Origin of the sequence: Sphingomonas psychrolutea, assembly GCF_014636175.1 — a bacterium.
Classification (GTDB): Bacteria; Pseudomonadota; Alphaproteobacteria; order Sphingomonadales; family Sphingomonadaceae; genus Sphingomonas; species Sphingomonas psychrolutea.
In genome coordinates this window covers 26,470-39,786 of sequence record NZ_BMDW01000002.1, presented here as the reverse complement: position 1 = coordinate 39,786, position 13,317 = coordinate 26,470, and the positions used below count along the sequence as shown (strand labels likewise).

The 13,317-nt window shown below is 64.4% G+C and carries 13 protein-coding genes and 1 tRNA gene; 6 read left to right on the top strand and 8 right to left on the bottom strand.

The window, feature by feature from the left end:
• The first annotated feature begins 64 nt into the window (after positions 1 to 64).
• Together IEV62_RS01735 and IEV62_RS01730 are read left to right on the top strand one after the other, a co-directional pair.
• On the top strand, positions 65 to 694 hold the full coding sequence (locus IEV62_RS01735) for a lysoplasmalogenase family protein (RefSeq protein ID WP_188445056.1): 630 nt from the start codon (positions 65 to 67) through the stop codon (positions 692 to 694).
• Complete coding sequence (locus IEV62_RS01730) at positions 691 to 1,122, top strand: DUF488 domain-containing protein (protein WP_188445055.1); 432 nt, start codon at positions 691 to 693, stop codon at positions 1,120 to 1,122. Before IEV62_RS01735 ends, IEV62_RS01730 begins: the two co-directional genes overlap by 4 nt.
• Positions 1,123 to 1,124: 2 nt before the next feature.
• On the opposite strand, the gene IEV62_RS01725 is transcribed toward IEV62_RS01730, so the two are convergent.
• The 5 genes from IEV62_RS01725 to yaaA all read right to left on the bottom strand — a co-directional run bounded on the left by IEV62_RS01725 (position 1,125) and on the right by yaaA (position 6,242).
• Positions 1,125 to 1,481 (bottom strand): DUF952 domain-containing protein, encoded by a 357-nt coding sequence (locus IEV62_RS01725; protein ID WP_188445054.1) that lies wholly within the window; start codon positions 1,479 to 1,481, stop codon positions 1,125 to 1,127.
• Positions 1,478 to 4,246, bottom strand: coding sequence for a DNA gyrase subunit A (gene gyrA, locus IEV62_RS01720; protein WP_188445053.1), 2,769 nt, complete (start codon positions 4,244 to 4,246; stop codon positions 1,478 to 1,480). Before gyrA ends, IEV62_RS01725 begins: the two co-directional genes overlap by 4 nt.
• A gap of 111 nt (positions 4,247 to 4,357) precedes the next feature.
• Positions 4,358 to 4,675 carry a hypothetical protein gene (locus IEV62_RS01715; RefSeq protein ID WP_188445052.1) on the bottom strand — a complete coding sequence of 106 codons (318 nt, stop codon included), beginning with the start codon at positions 4,673 to 4,675 and terminating at the stop codon, positions 4,358 to 4,360.
• 119 nt (positions 4,676 to 4,794) lie between these two features.
• Positions 4,795 to 5,493 (bottom strand): SDR family NAD(P)-dependent oxidoreductase, encoded by a 699-nt coding sequence (locus IEV62_RS01710; RefSeq protein ID WP_188445051.1) that lies wholly within the window; start codon positions 5,491 to 5,493, stop codon positions 4,795 to 4,797.
• A complete protein-coding gene (yaaA, locus tag IEV62_RS01705; RefSeq protein ID WP_188445050.1) occupies positions 5,490 to 6,242 on the bottom strand; it encodes a peroxide stress protein YaaA in 753 nt (250 codons plus the stop codon). The genes IEV62_RS01710 and yaaA overlap by 4 nt, the downstream gene beginning before the upstream one ends.
• 185 nt (positions 6,243 to 6,427) lie before the next feature.
• Here yaaA and IEV62_RS01700 point away from each other — a divergent pair, with 185 nt between their 5' ends.
• Positions 6,428 to 7,711, top strand: coding sequence for a hypothetical protein (locus tag IEV62_RS01700; RefSeq protein ID WP_188445049.1), 1,284 nt, complete (start codon positions 6,428 to 6,430; stop codon positions 7,709 to 7,711).
• A gap of 50 nt (positions 7,712 to 7,761) precedes the next feature.
• On the opposite strand, the gene IEV62_RS01695 is transcribed toward IEV62_RS01700, so the two are convergent.
• Entirely contained in the window at positions 7,762 to 8,229 is a 468-nt protein-coding gene (locus tag IEV62_RS01695; RefSeq protein WP_188445048.1) for an Lrp/AsnC family transcriptional regulator, read from the bottom strand.
• Between the two features lie 183 nt (positions 8,230 to 8,412).
• Between IEV62_RS01695 and IEV62_RS01690 the strand changes: the two genes are divergently transcribed.
• Positions 8,413 to 10,377, top strand: coding sequence for a histidine kinase dimerization/phospho-acceptor domain-containing protein (locus tag IEV62_RS01690; protein ID WP_188445047.1), 1,965 nt, complete (start codon positions 8,413 to 8,415; stop codon positions 10,375 to 10,377).
• Positions 10,378 to 10,379: 2 nt separating this feature from the next.
• On the top strand, positions 10,380 to 11,405 hold the full coding sequence (locus IEV62_RS01685) for a polysaccharide deacetylase family protein (RefSeq protein ID WP_229732754.1): 1,026 nt from the start codon (positions 10,380 to 10,382) through the stop codon (positions 11,403 to 11,405).
• Between the two features lie 125 nt (positions 11,406 to 11,530).
• Here the strand turns inward: IEV62_RS01685 and IEV62_RS01680 are convergent.
• Together IEV62_RS01680 and IEV62_RS01675 are read right to left on the bottom strand one after the other, a co-directional pair.
• Positions 11,531 to 11,607 (bottom strand) — tRNA-Ile (locus IEV62_RS01680).
• Between the two features lie 79 nt (positions 11,608 to 11,686).
• Complete coding sequence (locus tag IEV62_RS01675) at positions 11,687 to 12,556, bottom strand: LysR family transcriptional regulator (RefSeq protein ID WP_229732780.1); 870 nt, start codon at positions 12,554 to 12,556, stop codon at positions 11,687 to 11,689.
• A 127-nt stretch (positions 12,557 to 12,683) separates the two neighbouring features.
• Here IEV62_RS01675 and IEV62_RS01670 point away from each other — a divergent pair, with 127 nt between their 5' ends.
• Positions 12,684 to 13,262 (top strand): carboxymuconolactone decarboxylase family protein, encoded by a 579-nt coding sequence (locus tag IEV62_RS01670; RefSeq protein ID WP_188445045.1) that lies wholly within the window; start codon positions 12,684 to 12,686, stop codon positions 13,260 to 13,262.
• Positions 13,263 to 13,317 lie beyond the last annotated feature (55 nt).

Here is a 13,317-nt window from a genome sequence, read left to right as displayed (position 1 = left end):
ACGGTGATGGTGGGGATGATGAGGCGCACTTGTAGCGGTGCCTCGCGTGCTGCATCTCAGCAGGATGATGTCGCGCATACCCAAACCCGCCCTGTTCGCCGCCGCCTTGCTCGCCGGGCTCAGTTATTGGGCGGCGAGCCATATCCTCCCCGCCGGTGCGCTTCTGGCGGCTTGGAAGGGAACGGGCGTCGGTTTGCTCGCGCTATGGGCCCTGACGTCCGCGCCGACGACCGCCGGGCGCTGGATCGCGCTTGTGCTGGCATTCGGCGCGCTGGGCGACGTGTTGCTGGAAACCTCGGGGCTGACGGTGGGCGCGCTGGCGTTCCTGATCGGGCATCTGCTCGCAACCGGCTTGTACTGGTCGCGGCGCCGCACCGGGCGAGACGGGACTGCGCCCGCGATCTTGTTGATGCTCGGCGTTCCGCTTACCGCTTATGCGCTCTTCGGCAGCCCCGGTGTGTTGCTCTACGGGCTTGCGCTCGGCGCGATGGCGGCGACGGCGTGGATCAGTCGGTTCCCGCGTGGCCTGGTCGGGGCTGGGGCGGTGCTGTTCGCGGTGTCCGACTTGCTGATCTTTGCGCAGATAGGGCCACTGGCCGGATCGATCGTACCCGATCTGCTGGTCTGGCCGTTATATCTGGCCGGCCAAGCGATGATCGCGGTCGGGGTGGTGACGAGCGAGCGCACACGATGAAGGTTTTCACGATCGGTTATGAAGCCTCGACAATGGCCGACTTCCTCGCTGCGTTGACGCGGGCGGGGGTGCAGCGCGTGATCGACGTCCGCGCGCTGCCACTGTCGCGGCGGCCGGGATTCTCCAAGACGTCGCTGGCGGCGTCGCTCGCCGAAGCCGGGATCGGCTATGTTCACCTGAAAGCGCTCGGCACGCCTAAGCGCGGGCGCGATGCCGCCAAGCGGGGTGACGTGGCAACGCTCGCGGCGGTCTATGCCGACCAGCTCGAGCTGCCTGAAGCGCAAGCGCAGGCGGCGCAGATGCTCGCCTTGGCGGCGGCGTTGCCGAGCGCATTGCTCTGCTATGAGCGTGACCCGCAGCATTGCCACCGCACGCTGTTGCTCGCGGCGGAGGGGCAGGGCGCGGTGGTCGTCGATTTATATGCTTAGCGCTATCCCGCGACCGGCAGCTTGACCTGCCCCGTCGTCTCGCGCTCGAGCGGTCCATAGGCGATCACCGTCTCCAGCAGTAGCGGGCCGCCGTAAAGGTGCGGGAAGAGCTGACCGCCGCGCGATTCTTCCCATTTGAGACCAGCGCCGAACGACCCGAGATCAATCGCGGCGACATGCAGATCGGCCTGCCCTGCAAAATGCTTGTCGACCGTTTCGGTCAACTGCTCGGCGGTCGAGAGATGGATGTAGCCATCGGCGAGATCGACGGGCGCCCCGGCAAAGCTGGCCTCTGTCTCGAGTATCGCCATCTGTTCGGCGGTCAGCACCTTATAGGCGGTGGTCGGCAGGTCGGTCATTCGCCGCCCTCCGGCCCAGCCGCGCTGTCATCGCTCGTGTCTGCGGTGTCGTCGGGCGCGAGCTCGACCGCAGTCAGGTCGCGCACATCGGCCTCGGCCTCGCCTTCGGCTTCTTCGATGCGGGCGGCGGAGACGACATGTTCGTTATTGGCCACATCGAACAGCTTCACGCCGGCCGAATTGCGGCCGATCACGCGCATCGACCCTAAGGTCGTGCGGATCACCTTCGCCTGGTCGGTCACCAGCATCAGCTGGTGACCCTTGGTCGCGGCGAAGCTTGCCACCACGGGTCCGTTGCGCGGAATGTTGTCGATGTTGGTGATGCCCTGGCCGCCGCGCCCGGTGCGGCGATAGTCATAGGCCGAGGACAATTTGCCGTAGCCGTTAGCGCAAACCGTCAGAATGAACTGTTCGCGCGCGATCAATTCCTGATAGCGGGCTGGGTCCATCGCAGGCTCACCCTCACGCTCCTTCCACGGCGCGAACTTCAGATATTCCTCGCGCTCATCGGGCGTCGCGCCGACGCGGTGGAGGATCGACAGCGAAATGACTGCATCGTCGCCCTTCAGCGCCATGCCGCGCACGCCAGTCGAGTTGCGGCTCTGGAATTCGCGGACTTCATCGGCGGCGAAGCGGATTGCCTTGCCGGCGCGCGTCGCGAGCAACACATCGTCGTCCGAACTCAGCAAGGCGACGCCGATCAGACGATCGTCCTCGTCAATGCCTTCAAACTTCATCGCAATCTTGCCGGCGGTCGGCACGTTGGTGAAGGCGTCCATCGAGTTGCGGCGCACGCTGCCCTTGGCGGTGGCGAACATCACGTGGAGCTTGGCCCATTCCGCCTCATCCTCAGGCAACGCCAGCACGGTCGAAATCGTCTCGCCCTCGGCCAGCGGAAGCAAATTGATCATCGGGCGGCCGCGCGTGGCAGCGCCACCCTCGGGCAGTTTCCAGACCTTCATCCGGTAGACCTTGCCGAGGGTTGAGAAGAACAGCACCGGTGTATGAGTCGATGTCACGAACAAATTGGTGACGGCGTCCTCATCCTTGGTCGCCATGCCCGCACGACCCTTGCCGCCGCGCGCTTGCGAGCGGAAAGTGTCGAGCGTGGTGCGCTTGATATAGCCCTGCATCGTCACGGTGACGACCATGTCCTCGCGCTCGATCAGATCCTCGTCGTCGATCCCGTCGGCGGCAGCCGCAATGTCGGTCTTGCGCGGGGTGGCGAATTCCTTGCGCACCGCGACCAGTTCGTCGCGCATCACCGCGTAGAGTTTCGCGCGGTCGCCGAGGATGGCGAGCAGCTCGGAGATCGAATCGGCGAGGCCTTGCAACTCGTTGCCGATCTCGTCGCGGCCCAAAGCAGTGAGGCGGTGGAGGCGCAAATCGAGGATCGCGCGGACTTGCAGTTCGGACAGGCGATAGGTGTCGCCGGTGACTTCGGCTTCGACCGCTTCGACCAGCTTGATGTACGGTGCGATCTCGGCAACCGGCCATTCGCGCGAGATCAGCGCTTCGCGCGCCGCCGCCGGGCTTGAGGAGCCGCGGATCATGCGGACGACTTCGTCGAGATTGGTGACCGCGATGACGAGGCCGAGCAACAAATGGGCACGGTCGCGCGCCTTGGCGAGCTCGAACTTCGAACGCCGCGTGATCACTTCCTCGCGGAAGACGACGAACGCGGTGATGATGTCGCGCAGATTGAGCAGTTCGGGGCGCCCGCCGCGAATCGCCAGCATGTTCGCCGGGAAGGACGATTGCGCCGGGGTGTGGCGCCAAAGCTGGTTGAGCACGACTTCGGGTGTCGCATCGCGCTTTAGGTCGATGACGATGCGCACGCCGAGGCGGCTCGATTCGTCGCGAATGTCGCTGACGCCTTCGATGCGCTTGTCCTTGGCGGCTTCGGCGATCTTTTCGACGAGGCCGTTCTTGCCGGTCTGGAACGGGATTTCGGTGAGCACGATCGAGCGGCGATCGCCGCGGCCTTCCTCGACCACGTAGCGCGAGCGAATGATGATCGAGCCGCGTCCGGTTTCATAGGCCGAGCGCGCGCCCGCCTTGCCGAGGATGATCGCCCCGGTCGGGAAATCGGGACCGGGGACGATCTCGAGCAATTCCTCGTCGCTTGGCACTTCGCGCGCGCCGGTGCGCGAATCGATGATGGCGAGCGTAGCGTCGATCACTTCGCCGAGGTTGTGCGGCGGGATATTGGTCGCCATGCCAACCGCGATGCCGCCTGCGCCATTGACCAGCAAATTGGGGAAACGCGCCGGGAGGACGGCGGGCTCACGCTCCGACCCGTCATAATTGGGGATGAAATCGACCGTGTCCTTGTCGATATCCTCGAGCAGCGAACCGGCGACCTTGGCCAGGCGCGCCTCGGTATAGCGCATCGCGGCGGCTTTATCGGGGTCCATCGACCCGAAATTGCCCTGACCGTCGATCAGCGGCACGCGCATCGACCAGTCCTGGCTCATGCGGACCAAGGCTTCGTAGATCGAGCTGTCGCCGTGCGGGTGATATTTACCCATCGTATCGCCGACGATGCGCGCGCATTTGCGATACGGTCGGTTGTACAGGAAGCCGCTTTCCGACGCAGACCACAAGATGCGGCGGTGAACGGGCTTCAGCCCGTCACGGACATCGGGCAGCGCGCGCGCGACAATCACGCTCATTGCATAATCGAGATAGCTCGACTTCATCTCGTCGACGATCGAGATCGGAGCAATATCGGATGGGTCGGCGAGCACGGTCTCGTCGGTCAATTTGCGGTGCCTTCGGCTGTGTTACGGGAATGCGACAACCCTAGCCGAGCGCGAACGCGAATGCCAGCCCCACGCGCGTTAGGAGCGCGCGCGGGGGCGGATTTTTCAGGGTTATTGGCAGGCCTTCTTTGTCTTGTTCCCGGCGAGCGCGCAATTGTAGGTCACGGTCTTGCCATTCGCGAGCTTGGCCGAAACCATCCGACCGCCGGGAGCAGCGGCTGGCTTCGGCTTGGGCGCAGCAGCGACTGCCTTGGCAGCCATTGCGGGGGCGGGTTTGGCTGCCATCATCTTCGCAGGCGTGGGCTTTGCGACTGGCGTGGCAGCGATCACCTTTGTCGGCGTCGGCTTTGTTGCAGGTTTCATCTGAGCGACGGCAGCGGTGCCGCACAGCAGAGCGGTGGCGGCGAGCGCGATCGGGAACCGGGTCATGGCAATCCTCTCAAGAACTTCGGGCATGATCCCGAAGATGAAGAGAATGCGACCGTACCGCTGACCTATCGATGGCACTATGGTGACAAATCCGTCATGTTTTATGTCGTCGGGGGGCTTTAGAACGGCACTTCCTTGCCTTCGAAATCGAACAGTTTGCCGCTGTCGGGAACCTTTAATCCCTCGATCACGTCGAGCAATTGCAGCGCCGCGCGCTCAGCATCGAACAGGCGGCCGGGCTGGACATTGCTCTGGAACGGCTTCGACAGCGCGGTGTTGACCGTGCCGGGATGGAGTGCCACGACGATGCTGCGATCGTTGCGACGCTTTTCCTCGATCGCGAGCGTACGCACCAGTTGATTGAGCGCGGCCTTCGAGGCGCGATAGCCGTACCAGCCGCCGAGCTTATTGTCCGAAATGCTCCCGACGCGCGCCGACAGGACGGCAAACACAGCGGGCTTGCCCTTGGCTCCGAGCGGCAGGAAATGCTTGGCGACCAGGGCCGGGCCGATCGCGTTGATCGCGAAATTCCGGGCGAGCCAGACGGGATCGAGCTCGCGCATCGCCTTTTCGGGGCCACGCACCGTATCATGCAGCAAGCCGGTCGCGACAATCACCAGCGTCGGCGCCGGGCCGGTGGCGACGTGCGCGGCGGCAGCGGCGATGCTCGCTTCGTCGGTCAGGTCGATATGCCGCGCGCCGCTCCAGCTTCGCGCAAAGCCATGGACGATGTCGAACGCACCTTCGTCCTCCAACGCGGCGACGAAGGCCGCGCCGATCCCGCCGGATGCGCCGATGATGACTGCAGAGCCGCTCATGCGCGGGAAAAGCGCCAGCGATCGGCTTCGCTTTCGGCGGCATCGAATCGATAGCCGTCGCTGTCGAAGCCCTTCATGTCCTCGATGTCGTGGATGCGATGTTCGCACAGCCAGCGCGCCATCATCCCGCGCGCGCGCTTGGCATTGAAGCTGACGAAGCGCGGGCCGTTGGGTCCGGGTTCGCGGAAATCCACGTCGATCACGCGCACGCCGTCCAGTTTACCGAGCACGGCGGCGAAATATTCCTGGCTGGCAAGGTTGAGGACGGCGCCCGATCCCTCGGCCACGAGATCGGCGCGGACCGCAGTTGCGATACGATCGCCCCAAAATTCGTAAAGATTCTTGCGGCGCGGGGCCCAACGCGTCCCCATCTCCAGGCGGTACGGTTTCATCGCGTCAAGCGGGCGGAGCAGGCCGTACAACCCCGACAGCATCCGCACATGATCCTGCGCGTACGCAACCGCCGCTTCGTCGAGCGAGCGCGCCTCAAACCCGGTATACACGTCCCCGGCAAAGGCAAAGAGCGCGGGCCGTGTAGGGGCACCGGCGAACCCAGCGAAACGATCGGCATTGAGCTTCGCCAGCGTTGGCGAAATGTGCATCAATTGCGCCAGCCGTTTCTGCGTCAGGTTTGCCGCCGACCGCGCGAGCGCCTCTGCTGTGTCGGCAAAGCGCGGCTCGGTCGCAGTGAGGGGGGGCAGTGCGCGCTCGTAATCGAGCGTCTTGGCGGGGGAGAGCAAGGCAATCATCGTGGAGCCGGTTAGGCGGGTGGCGCGCTCCCGTCAAAGCCTTGTGGATCGCAGATGGGAGCCGACGGGTTCAAGCGACGTTAAGGCTTCGGGCGGCAACGCGGTTGCTTGACGGTACAAGCGGCGGCGCTAGAGCAGCGCCAGCAATCCGCCGCGCGCGCCGCGCCGCATGAGGAGAGTTCGCAATGAAGATGGTTTCCAAACTTGCCTTATCCGCCGCGTTGGTCGTTGCGTTGAACGGTGCGGCCTTGGTCGCGCCCGCGATTGCCAAGAAGAAGGAAGAGGCCCCCGCCGCGCCGTCAATCTCAAAGGAAGCGCGAGCAGCCGCCATTGAGGCGCAGACCGCACTCGCCGCGACACCGAAGGATCTGGTGAAGGCAGAGGCTGCGCTCAACACAATGGATAGCGTCGCCAAAACCGACTATGAGCGCTATCTTGCGCAGGGCATAAGGCTGGCGCTGGTCAACGCCCAGACCAAGAGTCAGCCGGAAGCGCAGCGGATTACCGCACTCATCCCGATCCTCGATGCCTTGTTGGCCAATCCCGCTACGCCGGCCGCAGAGCTCGCGATTCGCAACAATGAACGCGGCGGTTTGGCCTATGCGCTCAAGAAGTACCCAGATGCGCTGCGGTACTTCATGCGCGCGCGCGAACTCGGCGTGAACAATCCCGATCTGCTGTTGCAAATCGTGCAGTCAAAGGTCGAGACGGGCGACGTGAAAGGCGGCATTGCCGAACTCGGTACTGCGATTGCCGCAGAAAAGGCCGCCGGTCGCAAGGCCCCCGAAGCATGGTATAAATATGCGTTCAGCCGCTTGGGCAAGGCGGGCGATCAGGAAGGTGCCGATCAATGGACGGCAGCGTGGCTGACCGAATATGGCACTGCCCCGAATTGGCGCGGGGCGATTTATACGTTCGGGTTCCAGGGCCCGGCTGCGATCAAATACAGCAAGAACAAGATCGATCTCTATCGGCTGTTGTGGGCGTCCAAGAGTATGGCCGGCCAAAAGGAATATATCGATTACGGTGATGCCGCTCTGACGGTCGGCCTGCCGAACGAAACCAAGACCGTGATCGAGGAAGGCTTCTCCGCCGGCGTTATCCCGACTGGGAACATCACCGGAAACGAGTTGCTGGCGCGCGCGAAGACCGGAATCGCTGGCAGTGCCCCGCTCGCGGTCAAGGAAAAGAATGCGCTGGCCGGGGCCAAGGGCGATCTCGCGCAGCAGGCAGGCGACGCATATTTCGGCACGCGCAACTTTGCCAAGGCGATCGAGATGTACCGTTTGTGCGAGACCAAGGGCGCGCCGGATGCCGATCGCAACAATCTCCACCTCGGCATGGCGCTGGCGCTGTCGGGGGATCGCGAGGGCGCCAAGGCCGCGCTCGCGCGGGTGAACGCCGAGCCGAACAAGGCCATCGCGCGGTTGTGGACGGTGTTCGTCACCACCCCGCCGATTGCAGCGTAGGCCGAACGCAACCGACACGGAGGGCGGCTCGCGGGCCGCCCTTTCTTGCGTCAGGTGTGCCGGATCGGAATTCCCGGCAGCGCCTTGGCGGTGCGGATCGTCAGCGATGTCTTGACGCTGGCGACGTTGGGCGCCGGTGTCAGGTGCGTCATCAAGATGTCCTGAAAGCTTTTCAGGTCGCTCGCCACGATCTTCAGGATGAAATCGATCTCGCCATTGAGCATATGGCATTCGCGGACTTCGGGAATTGTCCCGACATGGCCTTCGAATGCGGCGAGATCATGCTCGGCCTGGCTGCGCAAGCTGACCATCGCAAAGACCGTGATCGGATAGCCCAACGTCGCCGCATCGATTTCGGCATGATAACCGCGAATCGCCCCGGTTTCCTCCAGCGCGCGTACCCGGCGGAGACAAGGCGGCGCCGTCAGCCCAACCCGTTCGGCCAAATCGACGTTGGTCATGCGACCATCGTCCTGCAGCAGTTCCAGGATACGTCGGTCGATCGAATCGAAAGGCATTACAGTCCGCTCCCCCGGTATGCGTGTTTCGCATCGCCGCATCTCGCTTCAACATAAGATAATTGCTGACGAACGCAATTGTCCCACATTGCGACGCATCGAAAACTTGGGGTTACAACGGCGCCCAAGCACAGTTAAGAAATCGTTACGGCGCTTTCGCGACCGGATCGGGAATGGATCGCATTGCGCTTCGACGACAGTCTGGAAACGGTTCTTTCGGCAGAAATGTCATCGCCGTTCGGCGCACAGTCGACTTGGCGGCAGTTGGTCGATCTGATCGGGCGTGGGCGCGTGTCCGCGAACGACGCGGCGATCGCGCGGTTGCGGATGATTCGCGGCGATGTGCCGCCGCCGATTCGCGCGGCGAGCGCGCGCGCGCTGGCGTTTGCCAGGCCGCCGGTCGGCCTGGTCGCCGTGTTTGCCGAAGATGAGATTGCAGTGGCTGCACCGGTATTGCGTGCGGCGCAGCTATCCGGGGCTGAGTGGCGCAGCTTGCTGCCACGGCTATCGCCTGCGGCGCGTTCGATCTTGCGCCATCGCCGCGATCTATCGCCCGATGTCGAGCGCGCACTCGAGACGTTTGGAAGCGTCGATTTTGTACTTGGCGCGCCGGTTACGAAAATCCTGCCGTCTGCCATTCCCTTGTCTGCGGCCGATCCAGAGCCGCTGAGCGAGGCTGCGGTTGAAACTGCGCCCGCGAGCCCAGTGCAGCCCACCGTCTCCGACGCGCCGCTGGTCATCGACTGGACCGATCTGGTCGGCGATGCCGTGATGCCGGAAATATTTGTCACCCCAATCGCGGTCGACGAAGCGGCATCTGAGCCAGCGCGCGACCTTCCCGAGACGATCGCCCCAGTGTCGCCATTCGTGTCGATTGCGGACGTTGCCGCGGGTCTGCCCGTCGTGGCCGAGGCGCTGCGTCAGGCGGAACGCTCCGTTCCCGTGCCGGCGATTGCGCCGTTTTCTGCAGGCAATCGCCAACGTGCCGACGGCACGTTCCAGATCTCCGAACTGGTCGCGCGGATCGATGCGTACCAGCGTCAGCGCGAGCAGATTCCAGCCGATGCCCCGACGCTTGAAATTCAGCCCGAGCTGTTCGCGCGCGAGCCGTATCAGGCCGAATCCTTCCGCTTCGAAACCGACGCGAACGGTGTCGTGCGCTGGGTCGAGGGCGCAGCGCGGGCGCCCTTGATCGGCCTGTCACTTGATCTGGTTCCGCGTCCGGGCGGATCGTGCGTCGATGGCACTGCGGCAGGTGCCTTCCGGCGCCGCGCCGGTTTCGCCAATGCGCGGCTTTTGGTCGACGGGCATTCTGATGCTGCCGGCCAATGGCGAATCACCGGAATCCCGGTTTTCGACCGGGCGAGCGGGCGTTTCACCGGCTATCGCGGCACCGCGCGCCGCCCGCGCGCCGATGAAAGTGCCGAGCCGGTGCGCGAGACGCGCAACCCCGCCGCCGACGCGCTGCGACAGCTCGTCCACGAACTGCGCACGCCGACCAACGCGATCGCGGGCTTTGCCGAAATGATCGAATCGCAAATGCTCGGGCCGGTGCCCGCTCCGTACCGCGCACACGCCGCTGCGATCCGGGGACAGGCGAGCGGGCTGCTTACCGCGATCGATGACATCGACATGGCCGCGCGGATCGAAACGCACGCGCTCGATCTGCGGCCGGGCGATGTCCCGGTCGCACCGTTACTCGACCGGATCCTCGCCGATCTGGCGCCGCTCGCGACGCTGCGCGGCGCTGTGCTCGATCGTTATGTCAGCGACGATGCGCTCTCGATTCTGGGCGATGATCGCGCGGTCGAGCGGTTAATGGCGCGGCTGATGGCGACTTTGGTCGCATCGGGTAGTGCGGGTGAGCGGATCGGCGTCTCCGCGACGGGCGAGGACGGCACGGTCGTGCTCGTTTTCGACCGACCGGTAGCGCTCGCCGCCTATGCCGAGGAAACGTTGCTGACGATCGATGCCGAGGCCGAAGCCGAGCGAGATGGCGCACCGTTGCTTGGTACCGGGTTTGCCCTGCGCTTGGCGCGCAATCTGGCGGCCGAATTGCGCGGAAGCCTGACGATTGGCGACAAGGCCTTGACTTTGCACCTGCCCGCCGCCTTCTCTGCCGCGATGGAGCAGGCTTCTTCTAACTGATCGTGGCCGTCGCTAAGCCATCCGCCACCGCTCTCGTCGCGCGATACCGTCCGCCTGCGCCCGCGCCCGGCGATTTGATCGATTGGCCCGATGACTTCGGAACGCGCTTCACGGTGTTGGTTGATACCGAAGAAGAATTCGACTGGAATGCGCCGCTTGGGCGTCAAAGCCACGGCGTTTCCGCGATCACCGCTTTGCCCGATGCACACCGCCGATTCGCCGATCGCGGCGTGGCCCTGACCTATATGGTCGATTACCCGATTGCGACCGACGCGCGGGCGATCGACATTCTCGCCACTTGTCTTGCCGACGGCGTGTCGGCGATCGGCACGCAGTTGCACCCCTGGGTCAACCCGCCGTTCGACGAAGCGCTGACGCCCGCCAACAGCTATGCCGGAAACTTGCCCGAAGCGACCGAGGCGGCGAAGATCGACGCGCTGACCGGTGCCATTACTGCAGCCTTTGGCACGCGCCCGGTGGCGTATCGCGCTGGCCGTTATGGCATCGGACCCAACACCCTGCGCCTGCTCGCCGCGCGCGGGTATCTGCTCGATAGCTCGATGCGGTCGCGCTACCGCTATGTCGACGATGGCGGGCCGGATTTCGCCGAGATTTCGAACCACGCGTTTCGCGCCGGGGCGATGATCGAAGTGCCGCTGACCACCGTCTATACCGGCCGCGCCCGGACCGGCGGAACACGGCTTTACCGGCTGCTCGCTGCGGTCCCGAAGGGGCGTGGGCTGTTTGCGCGCGCCGGGCTGCTCTCGCGCGTCGCGCTGACCCCGGAGGATATGCCCGTGAAGGACGCGCTCGAGGCGATCGCCGTCGCGGTCGGGGAGGGGCTGCGGCTACTCAACTTCGCTTTTCACTCGCCGTCGGTGGCGCCGGGCTTCACGCCCTATGTCCGCGATGCCGCCGATCTGGCGCGCTTTCACGGGTGGTGGGATGCCGTGCTCGCCGATCTCGCGCGGCGCGGCGTGCGCGCGGCGTCGCTCGATCAGATTATCACGGCGGCGGGGCGAGGGTGAGGCGGGCTTCACGCCGCGCCGTCAGACGCAGCAAAGCTGCGCCCGGTGGCGCGGCTTTGCTGCGCTGGCCGTGCTGGTTTGCGTGCGAAAGAGCTGCGCTCTTTTGTCTCGCAAACGGCGCAAAATGGTGGGCCCGGCAGGACTTGAACCCGCAACCTATCCGTTATGAGCGGACAGCTCTAACCAGTTGAGCTACAGGCCCCCGCGACCTGCGTTAGCCGTGTGCAACGGATTATGGCAAGCCCGCCTAGACGCGCGGTCGGGTTCGCGGCGCATCGGCCTCATAGATTTGCCTCGAACCAGCTGATGAACAGGCGCGCCTTGGCGCTAGGAAGGCGTCCCGCGGGATAGAGCGCCCAGAGATCGGCTGGCGGCAGCGACCAGTCCGGCAAAAGCGTTTCAACTCCCCCCGATACGATTTCCGGCATCATCCATTCCGACGCGATCGCAATGCCGATCCCGGCGAGCACAGCCTCGCGCACACCTTCGGCGGCTGTGCAGGCCAGCCGGTACGGCACGCTGACCGAAACCTCGGTCGTTCCCTTGCGAAAGCGCCACACGTCGCCGCTGTTGCCGCCTTGTGCATAGACTATGGCTTCATGCGCGCGCAGCGCGTCCGGCTCCGTCGGGCGACCGTGGGCAGCAATATACGCAGGTGAAGCCACCAGGACCCGCGCAGTCGACCCGAGTTTGCGGGCGGTGAGCGCCGAATCCGCCAGATCGCCGAGGCGCAGCGCGACATCGATGTTCTGCGACAACAGATCGACATTGTGATCGTCCATCACGAGGTCGAGCTGCAGCTTGGGATGCGCCGCGAGGAAAGCCCCAAGCTTTGGCGCGATATGTAGCCGCGCAAAGGTAACCGACGCGCACACGCGCAGCCGTCCTTCGATCCCCAATCCCAAACCCTGCGCCGCCGTATCGGCTTCGTCCGCCTCGGCAATCGCGCGCTTGGCGCGCTCATAATAGGCCTGACCCGCTTCGGTCGGCGCGACATGGCGTGATGAGCGGATCAGCAGACGGACATCAAGCCGCGTTTCGAGCGCGGCGACAAGTTTCGAAACGGCGGGCTGGCCAATCCGCAAGGCGCGTGCAGCGGCAGAAAACGAGCCGGTCTCGACCACCCGGACGAACACTTCCATCGCGTGCATCCGGTCCAAATCTATTCCTTCCGGGAATGGATGATATCGCCATAGCCTCTCTACACCAAGGTATTGGAATGGTCCATCTGGGTGTCACGCCAATCACGGCGCGAAGCTTTCATCGAAGGGATTTACCATGACCACCAACGGTTTCATCCTCCACGACGCGACCACCGCCGATCCGGCATCGTCCGCAATCCTCGATCAGGTCCAGGCGGGCTGGGGTTTCGTGCCCAATTTGCACCGCGTCTTGGCCGAGAGCCCCGCTGCTCTCGAAGCGTATGGAACGCTGTGGGGGATTGCTGAAAAGACCAGCTTCACGCCCGTTGAACGCAATGTCGTGTATCTCGCGATCATCTTTGAAAACGCCTGCACCTATTGCATGGCGGGCCACACCAATTTGTCGAAAATGGCCAAGGTCGACCCCGCTGTGATCGCCGCCATACGCGCCGGCGATGCGATTGCCGATCCGCGGCTCCAGGCATTGCGCACCTTTGCCGCCACGGTCACGCGGGAGCGCGGCATGGTCAGCGCGTCCGAGGTCGCCGCCTTCAAGGCTGCGGGGTATGACAATCGCGCGATGCTCGATGTGTTGGTGCTGGCCGCGACGAAGCTGATTTCGAATTACACTAATCATTTCGCCGACACGCCCAATGACGCCTTCATGAAGGGTGCCGAATGGACCGCGCCGATCGATCTGAAGCACGCCGCCTGAACCGGCCAGCGCGCCATTGTCGCACGCGCGACGATGGCGACGGTCGCTTCCGCCC

Bases quoted from the DNA above. Each gene is read 5' to 3' on its own strand.
- IEV62_RS01735 (WP_188445056.1), top strand. From the start codon at position 65: ATGATGTCGCGCATACCCAAACCCGCCCTGTTCGCCGCCGCCTTGCTC.
- IEV62_RS01710 (WP_188445051.1), bottom strand. From the start codon at position 5,493: ATGAGCGGCTCTGCAGTCATCATCGGCGCATCCGGCGGGATCGGCGCG.
- IEV62_RS01675 (WP_229732780.1), bottom strand. From the start codon at position 12,556: ATGCACGCGATGGAAGTGTTCGTCCGGGTGGTCGAGACCGGCTCGTTT.
- yaaA (WP_188445050.1), bottom strand. From the start codon at position 6,242: ATGATTGCCTTGCTCTCCCCCGCCAAGACGCTCGATTACGAGCGCGCA.
- IEV62_RS01695 (WP_188445048.1), bottom strand. From the start codon at position 8,229: ATGCCTTTCGATTCGATCGACCGACGTATCCTGGAACTGCTGCAGGAC.
- IEV62_RS01730 (WP_188445055.1), top strand. From the start codon at position 691: ATGAAGGTTTTCACGATCGGTTATGAAGCCTCGACAATGGCCGACTTC.
- IEV62_RS01670 (WP_188445045.1), top strand. From the start codon at position 12,684: ATGACCACCAACGGTTTCATCCTCCACGACGCGACCACCGCCGATCCG.
- IEV62_RS01725 (WP_188445054.1), bottom strand. From the start codon at position 1,481: ATGACCGACCTGCCGACCACCGCCTATAAGGTGCTGACCGCCGAACAG.
- IEV62_RS01715 (WP_188445052.1), bottom strand. From the start codon at position 4,675: ATGACCCGGTTCCCGATCGCGCTCGCCGCCACCGCTCTGCTGTGCGGC.
- IEV62_RS01700 (WP_188445049.1), top strand. From the start codon at position 6,428: ATGAAGATGGTTTCCAAACTTGCCTTATCCGCCGCGTTGGTCGTTGCG.